Source organism: Pseudomonas sp. DCB_AW (genome assembly GCF_026240895.1).
GTDB classification, from domain to species: Bacteria; Pseudomonadota; Gammaproteobacteria; order Pseudomonadales; family Pseudomonadaceae; genus Aquipseudomonas; species Aquipseudomonas kermanshahensis.
The window spans coordinates 1-2,324 of sequence record NZ_JAPFCE010000142.1 but is presented as its reverse complement, the minus strand read 5'-3'; the positions used below and the strand labels follow the sequence as shown (position 1 = coordinate 2,324).

The following is a 2,324-nucleotide window of genomic DNA, read 5'->3' as shown; positions in this document are numbered from 1 at the left end:
AAGCAGCCCCAGGTTTCAGCGTCGCCGCACTTATGCTGGGGCTGCTTTGCAGCCCTTTCGCGACGCAAGGCCGCTCCTACACAAAGGCAGTGCACTGGGTTTCAGAAACTCACAGACGCCGACAACCGTGCCGTACGCGGCGCACCCTGGAACAGGTAGTTGTCCCCCAGGTAATCCCCCACATCGCGCCAGTAGCGCTTGTCGAACACGTTATCCACGGTCAACCGCAGCACCGTGTCATACCCCCCAATGCGGGTGCGGTAGCGGCTGCCGACGTCGAACACGGTATAACCGCCCACCTCGACATTACCCGCCTGGCTGGCATATTTGCTGGCGCTGTAGCGCGCACCGCCCAGCAGCGCCAGGCCTGGTACCGGCAGGCTGTATTCGGCCTGCAGCGCCGCACGCAGTTTGGGCACATTGATTGCCTGATGCCCTTCGTAGTCCTCGGTCCCGCTGTTTTTTACCCGTGCGCGAATGGCTGCGGCACTCGCCTGCACTTGCAGGTTCGAGGTCACCCAGCCACTGGCGCCCAGCTCCAGGCCGGTGTTTTTCTGTTGGCCTTGCTGGACATAGGTGAAGGTGCCTTGGCCATCGGGCCGTGCGTATTGATACGCCTGGCGGATCTGAAACAGTGCGGCACTGAAGCTGATGCCTTGCCAGTCGCGCTTGATGCCCAACTCCAGCTGGCGTGACAGGGTGGGGGCGAGGATTTCAGCCGCGTTGCTGGCAAACCACGGTGCCGTACCGCCAGCCGACAGGCCTTTGGCATAGCTGGCGTACAGCGTGGTGTCTGGGCGTGGCTTGTAGATGAGCGCAGCATTGGGCAGCAACTGGTACTGGCGAGTGTGGCGCCCGGCAACACCGGTCTCGTCCCAGGTCTGCTCGTCCAGGCGCACTTCGCGAGCGCCGATCACGGTTTGCCACTGCTCGTTGAAGCTGATGCGATCACTCACGAACAGGCCGTACTGGCGGCTGTCGAGGCGACGCTCGCTGGCGCCGATCGGCTTGTCAGACGGGTCGAGTGCTGGCGCACCGGTGTAGATATTGCCGGTACCCAGCCACTCGTTGTAATAGGGGCGTTGGTCCACCGTGCGGCGTTGCGCGCTGCTGCCGATTGTCAGGTCGTGCCCTACGCCCAAGGCATCGAAGCGGCCGTTGAGCGTGGCCTGTGCTTCATCGGTGCGGCGGGTGTCATCCGGGCTGCGGTAGTCATAAATGTCGTAGTCGCCATTGCTGCCGAAAAACGCCCCCTCGCTCGAGCCCCAGGCAAACGCACTGTAATCGTCGATCACCACCTTGCTGCGCGACGCACTCAACGTGCCGGTCCAAGCCTCGTTGAAGCGATACTCGAAACGCCCACCCAGGTTCAGCGAATCGTTCTGCACCGGCTTGGCCCACTGCTGGTAGGCCAGGCGATCATGCGGGTCGATACCGTGTGGCACCTCGGTGCCGCCGAGCAACTGGTAACCGGGCACCGAGCGTTGTTCGCGGTGCTGGTACTCGGCGTCCAGCTGCAGCGTGGCATCCGGGTTGATCTGCCAGTCGAAGGCCAGCGAGGCGAAGTCGCGCTTGCCATCGGCATGGTCGACATAGCTGCGGATGTCTTCATGGGCCAGGTTGGCGCGCAGGCCGAACTGCCGCTCGCTGCCGAACCAGCCGCCCAGGTCGGTGGCCAGGTAACGTTCGCCTTGTTCGTTGGTCGATACCGTCACGCTGCGCACGTCTTCGGCGCGCTTGGTCACGTAATTGATTAGGCCGCCCGGTTCCGAAACGCCGCTTTGCAGCCCGGACAAGCCCTTGAGCAACTCCACTTGCTGTTTGTTTTCCAGGGCAACGTTCTGTTCGCCGGCGAGGGGCTGGCCATTGATCCGGTAGCTGCTGGCGGCATTCAGCTCGAAGCCGCGCACGTTGAAGTTTTCGTAATAGCCGATGGGTGCATAGCTTTCCCCCACCGAGGCGTCGCTTTGCAGCACTTCGCTGAGCTTGCGCACCTGGCGGTCCTCCAGCAATTGTTGGCTGAACACGCTGACCGAGGCTGGGGTGTCGAGCAGCGGCGCGGGCTGGAAACCACCCACCGAGGCTTCGCGCACCTGGTAGCCGTCGTTGCCATAGCTGTCGGAGACCCGCAGCGGGTCCAGCACGATGCTGTCTTCGGCAAGCAAATGAGGGCAATGCAGGGCCAGGCCCAGGCTGAGCAAGCTCAGGGGCAGGCGGGGGCGAAGCGGGGGCATGCGGAGGCTCCTGGATACGCGACACCAGTGCCGGCCTCTTCGCGGGGCAAGCCCGCTCCCACAGATTTGCTCCAACTTCAGGCAAGCTGC

1 protein-coding gene is annotated in these 2,324 nt (G+C 63.4%); it reads right to left on the bottom strand.

The window, feature by feature from the left end:
* Nucleotides 1-101: 101 nt before the first annotated feature.
* Nucleotides 102-2,234 carry a TonB-dependent siderophore receptor gene (locus tag OO306_RS27930; protein ID WP_265970374.1) on the bottom strand — a complete coding sequence of 711 codons (2,133 nt, stop codon included), beginning with the start codon at nt 2,232-2,234 and terminating at the stop codon, nt 102-104.
* Nucleotides 2,235-2,324: the final 90 nt, after the last annotated feature.